This is a genomic window from Pseudomonas sp. CH235 (assembly GCF_004368175.1).
Taxonomy (GTDB): domain Bacteria; phylum Pseudomonadota; class Gammaproteobacteria; order Pseudomonadales; family Pseudomonadaceae; genus Aquipseudomonas; species Aquipseudomonas paraglycinae.
The window spans coordinates 158589-172179 of the sequence record NZ_RRZJ01000003.1; the positions used below are offsets into that span (position 1 = coordinate 158589).

At 60.4% G+C, this 13591-nt stretch carries 12 protein-coding genes and 1 tRNA gene; 7 read left to right on the plus strand and 6 right to left on the minus strand.

The annotated features are described in order from the left end of the window. Positions 1-2: 2 nt before the first annotated feature. A complete protein-coding gene (locus tag EIY71_RS04570) occupies positions 3-3215 on the plus strand; it encodes an ATP-binding protein (protein ID WP_134020689.1) in 3213 nt (1070 codons plus the stop codon). Positions 3216-3219: 4 nt separating this feature from the next. Here the strand turns inward: EIY71_RS04570 and dkgB are convergent, their stop codons facing one another. Continuing rightward, complete coding sequence (gene dkgB, locus EIY71_RS04575) at positions 3220-4023, minus strand: 2,5-didehydrogluconate reductase DkgB (protein WP_134020692.1); 804 nt, start codon at positions 4021-4023, stop codon at positions 3220-3222. Between the two features lie 221 nt (positions 4024-4244). Here dkgB and EIY71_RS04580 point away from each other — a divergent pair, with 221 nt between their 5' ends. Continuing rightward, the gene (locus EIY71_RS04580) at positions 4245-5111 is read left to right on the plus strand and encodes a pirin family protein (RefSeq protein WP_134020695.1); all 867 of its coding nucleotides are present in this window, start codon (positions 4245-4247) and stop codon (positions 5109-5111) included. Positions 5112-5250: 139 nt separating this feature from the next. After that, positions 5251-6693 carry a mechanosensitive ion channel family protein gene (locus tag EIY71_RS04585; RefSeq protein WP_134020698.1) on the plus strand — a complete coding sequence of 481 codons (1443 nt, stop codon included), beginning with the start codon at positions 5251-5253 and terminating at the stop codon, positions 6691-6693. A 4-nt stretch (positions 6694-6697) separates the two neighbouring features. On the opposite strand, the gene EIY71_RS04590 is transcribed toward EIY71_RS04585, so the two are convergent. After that, positions 6698-7285, minus strand: a complete 588-nt coding sequence (locus EIY71_RS04590; protein ID WP_134020701.1) for a GNAT family N-acetyltransferase — start codon at positions 7283-7285, stop codon at positions 6698-6700. Between the two features lie 117 nt (positions 7286-7402). On the opposite strand from EIY71_RS04590, the gene EIY71_RS04595 reads away from it, so the two are divergent. Further along, complete coding sequence (locus EIY71_RS04595) at positions 7403-8197, plus strand: exodeoxyribonuclease III (RefSeq protein WP_085747846.1); 795 nt, start codon at positions 7403-7405, stop codon at positions 8195-8197. Positions 8198-8298: 101 nt separating this feature from the next. Then, the gene (locus EIY71_RS04600; protein WP_134020704.1) at positions 8299-9126 is read left to right on the plus strand and encodes an arylamine N-acetyltransferase; all 828 of its coding nucleotides are present in this window, start codon (positions 8299-8301) and stop codon (positions 9124-9126) included. A gap of 3 nt (positions 9127-9129) precedes the next feature. On the opposite strand, the gene EIY71_RS04605 is transcribed toward EIY71_RS04600, so the two are convergent. Further along, positions 9130-9459 carry a BrnA antitoxin family protein gene (locus EIY71_RS04605; protein WP_085747844.1) on the minus strand — a complete coding sequence of 110 codons (330 nt, stop codon included), beginning with the start codon at positions 9457-9459 and terminating at the stop codon, positions 9130-9132. 346 nt (positions 9460-9805) lie between these two features. Here EIY71_RS04605 and EIY71_RS04610 point away from each other — a divergent pair, with 346 nt between their 5' ends. After that, positions 9806-11326: a nucleobase:cation symporter-2 family protein gene (locus EIY71_RS04610; protein ID WP_085747843.1), complete on the plus strand. Its 1521-nt coding sequence runs from the start codon at positions 9806-9808 to the stop codon at positions 11324-11326. A gap of 121 nt (positions 11327-11447) precedes the next feature. On the opposite strand, the gene EIY71_RS04615 is transcribed toward EIY71_RS04610, so the two are convergent. Next, a tRNA-Asn gene (locus EIY71_RS04615) sits at positions 11448-11523 on the minus strand. 226 nt (positions 11524-11749) lie between these two features. On the opposite strand from EIY71_RS04615, the gene EIY71_RS04620 reads away from it, so the two are divergent. Further along, positions 11750-11980, plus strand: a complete 231-nt coding sequence (locus EIY71_RS04620) for a hypothetical protein (protein WP_011333336.1) — start codon at positions 11750-11752, stop codon at positions 11978-11980. Here the strand turns inward: EIY71_RS04620 and EIY71_RS04625 are convergent. Together EIY71_RS04625 and EIY71_RS04630 are read right to left on the minus strand one after the other, a co-directional pair. Further along, the gene (locus tag EIY71_RS04625) at positions 11977-12177 is read right to left on the minus strand and encodes a hypothetical protein (RefSeq protein WP_007956421.1); all 201 of its coding nucleotides are present in this window, start codon (positions 12175-12177) and stop codon (positions 11977-11979) included. The genes EIY71_RS04620 and EIY71_RS04625 overlap by 4 nt on opposite strands. Positions 12178-12289: 112 nt before the next feature. Then, complete coding sequence (locus EIY71_RS04630) at positions 12290-13486, minus strand: amino acid aminotransferase (RefSeq protein WP_134020707.1); 1197 nt, start codon at positions 13484-13486, stop codon at positions 12290-12292. Positions 13487-13591: the final 105 nt, after the last annotated feature.

A 13591-nucleotide genomic window follows, 5' to 3' on the forward strand; every position in this document is an offset into this window, starting at 1 on the left:
CCATGATGAGCCTTTTGCGATGCGTCCTGCTGCTGATGCTGCTTGCGGGCACAGCGCAGGCGGCGACTAGCGCGCAAAGGCTGGAAATAGTCTCCCGCACCCGTCTGGAAGGCGTGCAGGTCCGCCTTGATGAGCAGGATAAACAGTGGCTGAGCGCCAACCCGGTATTGCGCATCGGCGCCTCCTGGCCGGATTACCCGCCGTTTGAGTTGACCCGCAAACGCCATGAACTGGAAGGTCTTACGGCCGATTACGCCGACGCGATTGCACAGATTTTGAACATCGGCGTCGAAGTCTGGTGCTATCCCGACCGCGCAAGCGCCATGGCTGCGCTCGTGGCTGGTAAAGTGCACCTTCTGGGCACGTCGAACAAGTTTGAAGACGCTAATCCTCGCCTGATGCTGTCCCGTGCCTACGCTGAAGATCAGCCGATGTGGGTCACTCGGATCGACAATCCGTTGCCTGGCGATCTGGCTGGCAAGCGCATTGCCATGGTGGACGACTACCTGCCAGCCTCGACCATCGAAGAGGCTTACCCGCAAGCTTCCCTGCAGCGTTATCGATCGATTCTCGATGCCCTCGGCGCTGTCGCGTTCGGTCGGGATGATCTGTACCTGGGCGACTTCATCAGCGCCAGTTACCTGATCAACACCCATTTTCACAACGATTTGCAACTGGCCGGGCCTTCGGGCCTTGATGCCAACCCTTTCGGCTTTGCCCTGGCCCGCAGCAACCCGCGTTTGAAACGTCTGGTCGACAAGGCCCTGCTGGCCATTCCCATGGAGCAGCGCCTGGCCATGGAGCTGCGCTGGAGCGCCGGTCGCGCCGACATGGCGGCGCAGTCGCGGGTGAGCCTGAGCGACAGCGAGCAACAATGGCTGGATCAGCATCCGGTGATACGGGTCGGCGCTGTCGATGATTTTGCCCCGCTGACATACTTTGACGCCGATGGCCGTTTCAGTGGTCTGGCCGCTCAATTGCTCAACCTGATCAGTCAGCGCAGCGGCCTGACCTTCGAGGTGGTGCGCGGTCAAACTCTGGATCATCAGGTCGAGCAGCTCAAAAGCGGTGAGCTGGACCTGTTGCCGGTGATGACACCGAGCCGCGAGCGCGAAACTGCAATGCTGTTCACTCGGTCGTACGTGAACAGCCCCTTTGTGCTCATTACCGACTCGAAGGCGCAGGCTCCGCGCAGTCTGGACGACATGGCGGGTAAACGTCTGGCGCTTTATCGCCGTAGTCCGTTGCACGATTATCTGCTGGAGAACGTGCCGCAGATCCGCCTGATCGAGTTGCCAAGTCCGGCCGACGGCACGCAGGCGCTGCTCGACGGCAAGGCTGACGCGACATTGAGTTCGTTGCTGGTGGCGCGCTACCAGATCGATCACCAGTACCGCGATCGTTTGCGGATTGTCTCCACGCTGGGTGATTTGCCGGCGCGGGTTGCCATGGCGACGTCGCTTGAGGCCCCGCAGCTGCAATCGATTCTGAACAAGGCACTGCTGAGCATCGCACCCCAGGAAATCGACGGACTGGTCGCGCGTTGGAGTCGTAACGTGGTGCTGCAAGACAGTTACTGGCAGCGTCATCAAATGCAAATACTGCGCGGGTTTGCAGTGGCGGCAGGGCTGTTGCTGTTGGCGTTGGGCTGGATCGGCTTTCAGCGTCGGCAGATCCGCCAGCGCCAGCAATGGCTACGGCAATTGCAGGAGGCCAAGGACGCAGCCGATGAAGCCAATCGCGCCAAGAGCACGTTTCTGGCGACCATGAGCCATGAAATCCGCACACCGATGAACGCCCTGATCGGCATGCTCGAACTGGCCCTCAAGCGTGCCGATGAAGGCGTGACCGATCGCCAGGCGATCGAGGTGGCGTCCAGCGCCGGGCAGCAACTGCTGGCATTGATCGGCGATATTCTCGACATCGCACGCATCGAGTCCGGGCATCTGTCGCTGGCCCCCGAGCGCGTCAATCTGCATGAAGTGGTGGCGTCGGTGTGTCGGATTTTCGAAGGCCTGGCCCGGCAGAAACAATTGTTGTGGCATGTAGAAATGGATGAGCGCAGCAACGTCGTGGTGATGCTCGATCCCCTGCGGTTCAAACAAGTGCTGTCGAACCTGCTGAGCAATGCAATCAAGTTCACCGAGGACGGCGAGGTGAGCCTGCGCCTGCGCGTGTTCGGCGAACAGGACGGGCTGATTGAAGCGGGCGTGATCATCGAAGACAGTGGCCGAGGGATCAGCGCCGAGGATCAGCAGCGGTTGTTCCGCCCGTTTGTGCAGGTCGGCGATCATCAGTCTGTGGCGCATGGCGGTTCTGGTCTGGGGCTGGTGATCAGCCGCAACCTGTGCCGGATGATGGGCGGTGATTTGTGGATGACCAGCGAACCGAGAAGGGGCACTCAGGTCATGCTGCGAATGGAACTGCCGGTGCTGGCGCCGCTTGCGCAAGAGGCTGCGCCGGCGCCAGCGGCGACGATGGTTAATTCGCTGAGCGTGCTGGTGGTGGATGACCATCCGGTGAATCGCCTGCTGCTGTGTCGGCAGTTGAGTGAACTCGGGCATCGTGCCGTTGACGCCGGTGGCGGTGAGGAGGGGCTGGCGCTTTGGCGCGGGCACGCCTTCGATGCACTGATCACCGACTGCAACATGCCGGGGCTCAACGGTTACGAGCTGACGCGAGCGGTGCGTCAGGAAGAGGCCGCGACGGGCAGGGCGCCTTGTCTGATCCTCGGATTTACCGCCAATGCGCAGATGGAAGAGAAGCAGCGATGCCGGGCGGCCGGGATGGACGATTGCCTGTTCAAGCCGGTGCTGCTGCGTGAATTGAGCCAGGCGCTGATGGCCGCCGCATCCGGGGGAGCGCCAGTCGAGAGCGTAGACGATCCGGCAGTGGCCGAATTCGATCTGAGTGCGCTGTTGCAACTGGCGGGTGCGGATAACCCGCTGATCGGGCAGTTGCGTGAGGAGGTGCTGAGCAGCCTGCGCATCGACCTGAAGCGCCTGGACGCATCAGGTCGGGATCGCGAAGTCTTGCGTGATCTGGCGCATCACGTCACAGGCGGGGCGCACATGATCGGTGCCGAACGCGTGGTTTCGGCGTGTCGGGTGCTCGAACAGGCTTGCCGTGACGATGAGCCCGAAGCGGCATTGACGACCGCCATCGAATTGCTGCGCGTGGCCATGCACGACCTCGCGCAGCAGCTTCAGGCCTGATCGGTCAATCCCACTGCGGCGCGATGCCTTTGGGGCTGGTCAGGCGATGACCCCGGTCCAGTGTGGCGATCAGCGCCATGTCGGCGTCGCTCAGGGTCAGCGCCGTGGCGCCGAGGTTGCCTTGCAGGTTGGCGCGTTTGGTCGACGACGGAATCACCGCGTAACCCGATTGCATCGCCCACGCGAGGGTGACCTGCGCCGGGGTGGCTTGCAGACGCTCGGCGATCTGCACGATCAGCGGATCCTTCAACACTTCGCCATAGGCCAGGGTCATGTACGACGTGATCTGGATGCCCTGACTCTGGGCGAATTCCACGACCTTGCGGTTTTGCAGGTACGGGTGCAATTCGATCTGATTGGTAGCGATATTTTCCGCGCCGACCGCAGCGATCGCCTGTTTCATCAGGTCGATGGTGAAGTTGGACACGCCGATCTGCCGGGTCAGGCCCAGGCGTTTGGCTTCCATCAGCGCGCCCATGAATTCTTCGACCGGCACCTGATCTTCCGGCGACGGCCAGTGGATCAGCGTAAGGTCGAGGTAATCGGTCTGCAGCTTTTGCAGGCTCTCCTTTAGGCTTTCGATCAAGCGATCCTTGGCGAAGTTGGCGATCCAGATCTTGCTGGTGATGAACAGCTCTTGGCGGGCGATGCCGCTGGCAGCGATGGCCTCGCCAACGTCGGCTTCGTTTTCGTAGATCTGAGCGGTGTCGATGACCCGGTAACCGAGCTCAAGGGCAGTGCTCACCGAATTGATGACCACCTGACCTTGCAGGCGAAACGTACCAAGACCGAATGCGGGAACAGACATGCAGGAACTCCAGGGTTGCAGTGGGAATGGGCAGAAGTATCCGCGTCTGATTCCTTGGGAAAAACCGCTGTCGGGGCAAAGTACTGTTGACTGGAAGTCACGAATCACCGCAATCGGTATCGTTCCACCAATAGAACGATGAGGACGGTTTTGGCTGACTAGTACTAAATACGTGGTGAATTTATGATCGTTCCATGATCAACCTGATGACGGAGTCCACCATGAAAAACCTGATCGGTCTCTACACCAGCCCTCGCGGCCACTGGGTCGGCGATGGGTTTCCGGTGCGTACCCTGTTTTCCTACGACAACCTGGGCAAGCACATCAGTCCGTTCCTGCTGCTGGACCACGCCGGCCCGGCGCAATTTACCCCGACCACCGAACGCCGTGGCGTGGGTCAGCATCCGCACCGTGGCTTCGAGACCGTGACCATCGTTTACGAAGGCGAAGTGCAGCACCGCGATTCCACCGGCAGCGGCGGCACCATCGGCCCGGGCGATGTGCAATGGATGACGGCGGCTTCCGGAATCCTGCATGAGGAATTCCATTCGGAAAACTTCGCTCGAACCGGCGGCAACCTGGAAATGGTGCAGCTGTGGGTGAATCTGCCGGCCAAGGACAAAATGGCCGCGCCGGGTTACCAGACCATTCTGGACAGTGAGATTCCGAATATCGCGCTCAAGGATGACGCCGGCAGCCTGCGTCTGATCGCCGGTGAGTTCGACGGTCACAAGGGGCCATCCCGCACGTTCACGCCTATCGATGTGTGGGATCTGCGGCTGAACACCGGCAAGTTGCTCTCGCTCGATCTGCACGAAGGCCGCAACACCGCACTGGTGGTGTTAAAGGGTTCGGTACAGATCAACGGTGTGGAGACGATGCGCGAAGGGCAGTTGGCGCTGTTCGAGCGTGATGGCGATCGCATCACCCTCGAAGCCAGCCAGGACGCGGTAGTGCTGCTGCTCAGCGGCGAGCCGATCGACGAGCCGATCGTCGGCCACGGCCCGTTCGTGATGAACACCGAGCAGGAAATCCATCAGGCTTTCGCCGACTTCCAGTCCGGCCGTTTCGGCCAGATGCACGGCTGAAAATCCCGGCAGGTGCCACGTGCGCCTGCCGGTTTTTTTCGAGCGCGTTCGGTGGCGCTCATCCCGCCAAATCAATTACTCCTACACTGAGCCCAATCTGTGCGATCTTCTCGCGACTGGCCCCTGTCGGAGTTGTTTGATGCTGTCTCTGCTCACCGATCATCCGTTGTTTTGCGCCTTGATCCTGATCCTGATCGATCTCGGTCTGTGGCGTCTGATCAGCTCCCACGGCAGTTCGTGGAAACTGTTGGTGCGGGTACTGATTTTTGCCCTGTTCAGCATTTTGCTGTTCAACGAAGGGCTCAATCCGATGGAGCCTGCGCCGTGGGCCGACAACGTGCCGTTGCACCTGGCGGCGACCGGGTTGCAGATTGGCTGGTGGCTGTTCGGCGCGCGGACCCTGACGGTGTTGATCGGCGCGGTGATGATGCAGCGGGTCGGGCACACCGGGCGGTTGTTGCAGGATCTGCTCGGTGCGGTGATTTTCCTGATCGCAATCATCGCGGCGCTTGCCTACGTGCTGGACCTGCCGGTCAAAGGCGTGCTGGCAACCTCCGGGGCGCTGGCGATCATCGTCGGTCTGGCGTTGCAGAGCACCTTGAGTGACGTGTTTTCCGGGATCGTGCTCAACACCACCAAGCCTTATCAACTGGATGACTGGATCTCCATCGACGGCACCGAAGGCCGGGTCACCGACATCGACTGGCGCGCCACGCGGCTGCAAACCAGTCAGGGCAGCATGGCGGTGATTCCCAACTCGCTGGCGGCCAAGGCCAAGATCATCAACTTCAGCCGGCCGAGCAATATGTTCGGGGTTGCCGTCAGCGTGCAGGTCAGTCCCCATGCTCGGCCCAGCTCGGTGATTGATGCCCTGGAGCGGGCGATGCAGGGTTGCCGCCAATTGCTGGAGAGCCCCGCGCCGAGCGTTGCGCTGAAGAACTCCAGCAGTGCCGGCACCGAATATGAAATCAGCGGGTTTGTCGCCTCGATGAGTGAAAAACGTGTGGTGCGCAATCAGCTGTTCGACCTGGCGTACCGACACCTGCAAGCGTCCGGGGTCAATCTGCTGTCGAGCGATGAGCCTGGCGTGCCGAGCAATCTCTCAAGGCCACGGGCGTTGCTCGACAGCTCGCCGATTTTCTCCACGCTGCGTCAGGAGGAGAAGGAAACCTTCAGCCAGAACATGACCCTGCAGACTTTCCGTGCCGGCGAGGTGATCCTCGCGGGCGGCGAGGTCAGCGATCACCTGTTCATCATCGAGTCCGGCGTGGTCTCGGTGACGCTCAAACGCCACGGCACACCGTTCGAGTCCGGGCGGATGGGCCCGGGCGAAGTGATCGGCGAGGCGGGGATTCTGTCCGATACATCATTGCCGGCCGACTTCTCCGCCAAGACTTTCTGCGCGCTGTACCGCATCGAGAAGTCTTATCTCAAGCCGTGCCTGGACGCCCGTCACGACATCAACGACGCGATGCAGGCGCTGCTCGATTTCCGTCTGCACAAGGCGCAATCCCTGACCGAAGAAACGCCGGTAACTGCGCCGAAGAAAGGTTTCCTGCAATGGCTGCGCAATCGCGTCTGACCGTTCAGTGCAGGCCGTAATCCGCCAGTTTGCGTTCCAGGTTCAGGCGTACTTGCGGCCATTCGTCATCGATGATGCTGAAGCGCACCGAGTTGCGCTTGCGGCCGTCCGGCATGATGCGTTCGTGGCGGACGATGCCTTCCTGTTGCGCGCCGAGCCGCAGGATCGCATTACGCGATTTCTGGTTGTTTTCGTCGGTGGTGAACTGCACGCGCACGCAATCGAGCACCTCGAAGGCGTGGCGCAGCATCAGGTACTTGGCCTCGGTGTTGACGAAGGTCTTCTGAAAGCGTGCCGAGATCCAGCTGCTGCCGATCTCCAGCTTGCGGTTGAGCGGGTCGATCTTCCAGAACCGGGTCGAGCCGATCACTTCGCCGGTTTCCTTCAGCACGATGACAAACGGCATGACCGTCCCAGCCTCACGGCCGTCGAGGGCTTTCTTCAGGTAAGCGTCGACGGTAGAGGCTGACGGCACCACGGTGACCGTGAGATTCCACAGTTCACCGTCGGCGGCAGCGCGGAGCAGGGCATCGGCGTCGGAGTATTGAAGCGGGCGCAGGATGATGCCCTGACCTTGCAGCGTGGTTTGCATGTGGGGATTCTCGGCGATCGGGCGAGGGCTTATTACGCCGTACGGGATGGATCCGACGCAACCGTCGCGGTGGGTGGATGTCACAGTTTTTATCGGTCAATGGCAGGAATTCGCACGATGAAAAAAATGCGCATTGCCACGTTCAACGTCAACGGCCTGCGGGCCCGACTGCCGAACCTGCTGGAATGGCTCAGGCGCGAGCAGCCGGACATCGCCTGCTTGCAGGAGCTGAAACTGGTGGACAGCGCGTTTCCTGCCGCCGATCTGGAGGCCGCCGGTTATGGCGCCATCTGGCACGGACAGGCGTCATGGAACGGCGTGGCGATTCTTGCCCGCGATGCGCAACCGCTGGAGAGCCGGCGCGGCCTGCCCGGCGATCCCGACGATAAACACAGCCGCTACCTCGAAGCGGCGGTGCATGGAGTGCTGGTGGGGTGCCTGTACCTGCCCAATGGCAACCCGCAACCGGGGCCGAAGTTCGACTACAAACTGGCCTGGTTCGAACGCCTGATCAAATACGCCCGGGATTTGCAAAGCAGCGATCATCCGGTGGTACTGGCCGGCGATTACAACGTGGTGCCTACCGATCTGGATATCTACAACACCCGTTCGTGGCTCAAGGATGCGTTGTTGCAACCGGAGAGCCGCGAGTGCTATCAGCGCCTGCTGGATCAGGGTTGGACGGACTCTTTGCGGCATCTGTATCCCGAAGATCGGCTGTACACCTTCTGGGATTATTTCCGCCAACACTGGCAGAAGAACTCCGGGCTGCGGATCGACCATCTGCTGCTCAATCCAAAGCTGAGCCCTTATCTGCACGAGGCCGGTGTGGATGCCTGGGTGCGCAACGAACCGCATGCCAGCGACCACGCGCCGACGTGGATTCGCATCGATTCGCGTAAAAGGCGCTAGCAGGTGATTGGTTAATTCAATTGTCGATTCGATGCCCGGATCCCGTATACATGGCGACCATCGGCGGAACGATCCGCGCCCCCATGCAGAAGGACCCAGCCATGAGCGAGCCACGCCTGACGAATCTGAAACAGTACCTGCAACGCCTGGGATTCGATGCGCCCCCGGCACCGACCCTTGAAACCCTGCGCTCGTTGCAATTGCGCCACACCGGCGCCTTTCCTTTCGAAAACCTGTCGACGCTCAGTGGCGAACCCGTCCTGATCGATCTGCCGTCCATCGAGCGAAAAGTTTTGAATGACGCCCGGGGCGGTTACTGCTACGAGCTGAACAATCTGTTTCTGGCGTTGCTGTTGGAGCTGGGGTTCGATGCGCGGGGGATCAGCGGGCGCGTGGTCATGAATCAGCCCGAGGGCAGCTGGACGGCGCGCACTCACCGCTTGAGCCTGGTGACCATTGACGACGTGCGTTACATCACCGACGTCGGCTTCGGTGGCATGGTGCCGACCGCACCGCTGGTGCTCGATACCGACGCCGAGCAATCCACGCCGCATGAACCGTATCGCATCGAAGTGCAGGCGGATGGCTACATGCTGCGGGCCAAGGTTGCTGGCGAATGGCGGCCGATGTATCTGTTCGACCTGCAACGCCAGGAAGACATCGATTACACCCTCGGCAACTGGTACGTCTCGACCCACCCGGACTCGCCATTTGCCCAGCGCCTGATGGTTGCGCGTACCGGCGACGGCTGGCGGCGCACACTGAACAACGGCAGTTTCGCGATCCATCGCATGGGCGCCGAGAGCGAGCGGCGTGAAGTGACGGATGTCGATGAACTGATCGAATTGCTGGAACGGGAGTTCGGCCTGCACTTGCCGCACCAGCCCGGTGCACGAGAGGCTCTGGCGCGCTTGATTCAGCCAGTTTGAACGCTACGGTTTGACGTCCGGTTCCAGTACCCGCCGGATCTCGTTCACGGCCGCCGACAGTTTTTTCTCAAGGCTCTTGAGGTCGGTGGCGGTGATGCCTTGCTTGAATGGCCCGCTGGAATGTTCGAGTTCCTCGGTAGCGCCACGGCTGTTAAGCAATGCGTGGCGCAGGGTGTTGTTGATGACCGTCTGATAGCCAAACCCCTCGCTTTCAGCGACCTCGCGCGCGGCTTCGATCACCGCGTCATCGAGCATGATGGTGATGCGCGTTTTACCCTTGGTGGGAGCAATGGCGCCGCGTTTACCGTCGCTGAAATTGTATTCATCTTTCATTGATCACCTCTGCACAAAGTTGCCATCGCTCGCTGGGCTCGAATGCGTTGGCAGCATTCTTGCTTTTATCGGACCGAATCTTGAATGACTTCATTATGCATACTTTATATGTATAAAAAGAACGCGACCGCGCCGTCGGTTGCCATGAACACTTCAGCTTGGGCGGATAAAGCGTGGAATCGATTGGGGATGTGTTGCCGAATTTGTGGGATGAAAGCAGCGAGATAGAAGGTTGGGTGGCTAGCTAACCATTATGTGACTGATAAGTTGTATACAAGTCTATGGACATTTGTCCTAACTCTTGCATACAGTGTGCGCATAACAAAAACCAGGGAACTCCCCCACCATGAAAACGCCCCATGTTTCACACCAACGGCCCGAGGACGAGAATCTCGGGGTCGGCGCGAATATGGCTTACGGCCTGCAACACGTTCTGACCATGTATGGCGGTATCGTCGCGGTGCCACTGATCATCGGTCAGGCCGCCGGGCTTTCGCCGGCGGACATCGGTCTGTTGATTGCTGCTTCATTGTTTGCGGGGGGGCTGGCCACGTTGCTGCAAACCCTGGGTTTACCGTTTTTCGGCTGTCAGTTGCCGCTGGTGCAGGGCGTGTCGTTCTCCGGCGTTGCCACCATGGTGGCGATTGTCAGCAGTGGCGGGGAGGGCGGCTTCCAGTCGGTGCTTGGCGCGGTGATTGCGGCGTCGCTGATCGGCTTGCTGATCACGCCGGTTTTTTCGCGAATCACCAAGTTCTTTCCTCCGCTTGTTACCGGCATCGTGATCACTACCATCGGCCTGACGCTGATGCCGGTGGCCGCACGCTGGGCCATGGGCGGTAACAGCCACGCGCCTGACTTCGGCAGCATGCAGAACATCGGTCTGGCGGCGGTCACGCTGGTGCTGGTGTTGCTGCTGAGCAAGGTTGGCAGTTCCACCATCTCGCGTCTGTCGATCCTGTTGGCCATGGTGATCGGCACGGTGCTGGCGGTGTTCCTCGGCATGGCGGATTTCTCCAACGTCACCCAGGGCCCGATGTTCGGCTTCCCGACGCCGTTCCATTTCGGCATGCCGACCTTCCACTTCGCCGCGATCCTGTCGATGTGCATCGTGGTCATGGTGACCCTGGTGGAAACCTCGGCGGACATTCTGGCGGTCGGTGAAATCATCGGCACCAAGGTCGACTCCAAACGCCTGGGCAACGGCCTGCGGGCGGACATGCTGTCGAGCATGTTTGCACCGATCTTCGGCTCGTTCACCCAAAGCGCCTTCGCCCAGAACGTCGGGCTGGTGGCGGTGACCGGGATCAAGAGCCGCTATGTGGTGGCGACCGGCGGTATCTTCCTGGTGATCCTCGGCCTGCTGCCGTTCATGGGCCGGGTCATCGCAGCGGTGCCGACCTCGGTACTCGGTGGTGCCGGTATCGTGCTGTTCGGCACCGTGGCGGCGAGCGGTATCCGCACGCTGTCCAAGGTCGATTATCGCAACAACGTCAACCTGATCATCGTCGCCACCTCGATCGGCTTCGGCATGATCCCGATTGCCGCACCGAACTTCTATGATCACTTCCCGAGCTGGTTCGCGACCATTTTCCATTCGGGCATCAGCTCGTCGGCAATCATGGCGATCCTGCTGAACCTGGCATTCAACCACTTCACGGCGGGCAACTCGGATCAGCAGTCGGTGTTTGCGGCGGCAGAAGAGCGGACCCTGCGTTATCGCGATCTGGCAGCGTTGCGTGAAGGCGACTACTTCAGCGACGGCAAACTGCATGACTGCGACGGCAATGAAGTGCCGGTGATCGATCCGGATGCGGATCACGGTCACGGCGTGCCGAAGGTACATGCCAAGAGCAGCGAGCACGTCTGACCGTTGTAGTTGAATGAAAAGGGCCGATCAGTTGCGAAACTGATCGGCCCTTTTTATGGCGCTGACTTTTTCAATGCCCACAAAAAAGCCCCTGAATCTTTCGATTCAGGGGCTCTGTATTTGGCTCCACAACCTGGACTCGAACCAGGGACCCAGTGATTAACAGTCACTTGCTCTACCAACTGAGCTATTGCGGAATTGGTGCGTATGTTACTGATTTAAAAAGACTAGTCAAGCGCGAGATGTAAATTTGTTGGAAAGGTCAGGACGGGCGGCGGTTTATCGGCGATTGGCGGTTACCAGAACCGTAGCAGAGGTCTACCATGGCCGCCCGGAAGTGGTCACACGCTGCCGGCCATTCGCCGAAAAGGTACGCGCCATGAATAGCCCCATCCTCACCCATCGTCCTGTCGAGGTGTTCGCATGAGCACCGCACAAATCAGCCTGCCCAAAGGCGTTGGTCCACACGCCGAAAAGCTTTTCGACGCGATCACTCAGGCCGCCACGGCTGAAGAGCTGAACCGTGCAGGCGGCAAGGCCGAAGGTTTTGTCCTCGGTCTGGAAAGCACCAAGGCCATCAAGAGCCAGATCGCCGAATCGCTCTACGTCGTTTATGACGATGCGGCGACTCAGCGTGCAGCGGAACTGGCTTAACCGCCGAACGTGAAGGTGCCGAGCATCAGTTTGGCGTACAGCATCGTTGCGCCCAGTTGCACCAGCCACAGCGCCAGCCCGCCGAGAAACACCCCGGCCGCGACTTGCAGCACCAGGTTGTTGCCGCGTTTGGCCGGGGCGCGGGGGATGAAGTCATCCAGATCGTCGCGGTCGGCGCGCAGGTCATCGTTTTTCATGTCGTCTCTCTGAAATATCGTTTGGGTGCAGTCTAGAGGGTGTATCGGTTTTTCTTTAGACAAATAAAAAACGGGAAGCCCGAAAGCTTCCCGTTTTTAGTGCCGCGTCGGGTCAGATGACCTGAACGATGGCGTCTGTCACGGCTTCGATGTTGCTCTGGTTCAGCGCAGCGACGCAAATGCGGCCGGTGTCCAGGGCGTAGATGCCGAACTCGTTGCGCAGGCGGTGAACCTGTTCGGTGGTCAGGCCGGAGTAGGAGAACATGCCGCGCTGACGACCGACGAAGCTGAAGTCACGCTGCGGGGCTTTCTTGGCCAGCAGAGCAACCATCTGCTCGCGCATACCGCGAATGCGCAGGCGCATTTCAGCCAGTTCGGCTTCCCACTGAGCGCGCAGTTCCGGGCTGTTCAGCACGGCGGCGACGATGCTTGCACCGTGGGTCGGCGGGTTGGAGTAGTTGGTGCGGATCACGCGTTTGACTTGCGACAGGACGCGGGCGCTTTCTTCTTTCGATTCGCTGATGATCGACAGTGCACCGACACGCTCGCCATACAGCGAGAACGACTTGGAGAACGAGCTCGAGACGAAGAAGGTCAGGGCGGATTCAGCAAACAGACGCACGGCAGCGGCGTCTTCGGCGATGCCGTCACCGAAACCCTGGTAAGCCATATCGAGGAACGGCACGTGACCTTTGGTCTTGACCGCTTCCAGCACGTTGTTCCAGTCCGCCGGGCTCAGGTCGACGCCGGTCGGGTTGTGGCAGCAGGCGTGCAGCACGACGATCGAGCCGTTCGGCAGGGCGTTGAGGTCTTCCAGCAGGCCGGCACGGTTCACGTCGTGGGTGGCGGCGTCGTAGTAGCGGTAGTTCTGCACCGGGAAACCGGCGGTTTCGAACAGCGCGCGGTGGTTTTCCCAGCTCGGGTCGCTGATGGCCACGACGGCATTGGGCAGCAATTGCTTGAGGAAGTCGGCACCGATTTTCAGTGCGCCGGTACCGCCGACGGCCTGAGTGGTGACAACGCGGCCAGCTGCAAGCAGTGGCGAATCATTGCCGAACAGCAGCTTTTGCACGGCCTGGTCGTAGGCCGCGATGCCGTCGATTGGCAGGTAGCCGCGCGAGGCGTGCTGAGCGGCGCGAATGGTTTCGGCTTCGATGACGGCGCGCAGGAGTGGAATTCGCCCCTCTTCGTTGCAGTACACACCTACCCCGAGGTTGACCTTATTGGTCCGGGTATCGGCGTTGAATGCTTCGTTGAGGCCCAGGATTGGATCGCGGGGTGCCATTTCGACAGCGGAGAACAGGCTCATTTTTACGGCAGCTCTATTGGAGAGTGGAGGGACGTGTGGCGCTCCAGCCGAATGCACTAGAGCGGTGCACAAACGGGGAGCTAGTATAGAGGCCATCATCGATCA